Below are 1666 nucleotides of genomic sequence, written 5' to 3'. Positions count from 1 at the left end.
GTCTTTGTGGTTTAATAAAAATTCTAAGTCCTCATTTCGCGTAATAAATAAATTATCTGGTAAAGTTACAAAATTATTTTTCGTTTCTTTAGTATCAATTTGTTTTATTGAATCAAAAAACATTTTTTCCATTAAATTATTAGATTTAGTTGTGTTTATGAAATTTTTCCAGGCTAGATTATTTTTTAAATCAAAAGCTTTACTTATATATAAGGCTATATTAACCTCCCCTTTTTTATCAGAACCATCACTTAATGGTTGAAAAGTAAGAATTCGAGGATGATTAATTGAAGATATTTTATCAAAATCAAAAAGTCTATCTAATAATATATTTTTTTGAGTTTCATCAAGATTCCCTACGCTTTCTACATTTTCATAGATGTTACTTATATCATAGTCTTCTTGATTATATTCAATTTTTAAACCTAAACTATATCTTGCCATACCTCCAATAACTGGCATAAATCCATTTTTAAATTTCGCTCTTTCTTTCTGACGTGTAAAAAAGGGAAGTATATTATAATCAAAGCTTCTATTATATTTAGGAGAACCTTCATCTATTTTTAAATGTTTTATTAATGCATTATTTGCGTTAAAGTCCATTAGTCAACCTCCTCAAGTTGATATCCTAAAAAACCATCATGAATTATATAAGTTTCATTACTAGAAGGTATATTAATAATTGTATTTTCATTTGATTCAAGATTATTTATTATACTATCTACAAATTCAGTGAATACTATTGCTTCAATTTTATCTTTTTCTTTAACAACATAACCAGCTTCTATTTTTTCCAATAAATTAAATAGATTATAGTCAATTTCAATTTCAGCTATATATTCTTGAACCTTAAGTTGAACTATTAAATTATTTTTTTCATTTACACTCACTAAATGAACTTTAGGTTTAAACTCTAAACCAATTTGAATGCTGGTTTCAGGTTTTAAACTTTCATTGTATATATAATTTTTCTTAGGAGACCCTTTCCATTTATAAATTGCTAATATTACTTTATTTAAAATATCTTTTTTCAAAGCATTATTTGTATTTAAATCACTTATCATATTTATAAAACTTATAAAAGTGGTAGGTTCATATTCTGTGTAATCAAACAAATAGTGCAATCTTACTATCATTTCAAATCGTCTTTTATGTTCTAGACCATCTAATAAATACAAATAACTCATTACTTTTTTATAATTATCTTCTCCAAAGAGTTGTTCACACTTTGCTTGTAAATCTAGCGTATTAAATAATTCGATATTAAGCTTATCTAATTTAGCACTTTGGAAGAGAACTGGATCTTGATAATGCATAGATGTTAATAATGAAGATTTACCGCTGCTATTAAAAAGCATATTAACTAAAAATGAATCATTACTTCTTTGATTTATTTCTGGAACTATGATGTCATGTAAGAAATTTAATAATGCTCTAGTCGAGATAATTCTTTTATTTACTATTTGCGTTTTAATAATTAAATATTTAATAGTTCTTTGGACATTATTATCTAACATTAATAAGTAATTTTGATAAATCGGTTCTTTTCTATTAAAACCATCATCTTCAATAAAAGCTTTATAGAATGGATTATCCATATCTTTTGAAAAAATTTTATTAAAAATTGCATCATAAAAATCACTTTTAACTTCACTTTGTTCAATGG

The 1666-nt window shown here is 24.2% G+C and carries 1 protein-coding gene and 1 pseudogene; both read right to left on the bottom strand.

Annotation, left to right across the window (positions count from 1 at the left end):
* Window positions 1-603, bottom strand: a pseudogene (locus CD127_RS11425) (DNA phosphorothioation-dependent restriction protein DptG); the annotation flags it as partial.
* Window positions 603-1666: DNA phosphorothioation-dependent restriction protein DptF (dptF, locus tag CD127_RS11420; protein ID WP_103366791.1), on the bottom strand; the 1064-nt coding region annotated here is incomplete at its 5' end. The pseudogene CD127_RS11425 and the gene dptF, both read right to left, overlap by 1 nt.

It is taken from the genome of Staphylococcus petrasii (assembly GCF_002902565.1).
Lineage (GTDB): Bacteria > Bacillota > Bacilli > Staphylococcales > Staphylococcaceae > Staphylococcus > Staphylococcus petrasii.
The sequence above is the reverse complement of the archived record's forward strand: the minus strand, read 5'-3'. Positions and strand labels throughout refer to the sequence as shown.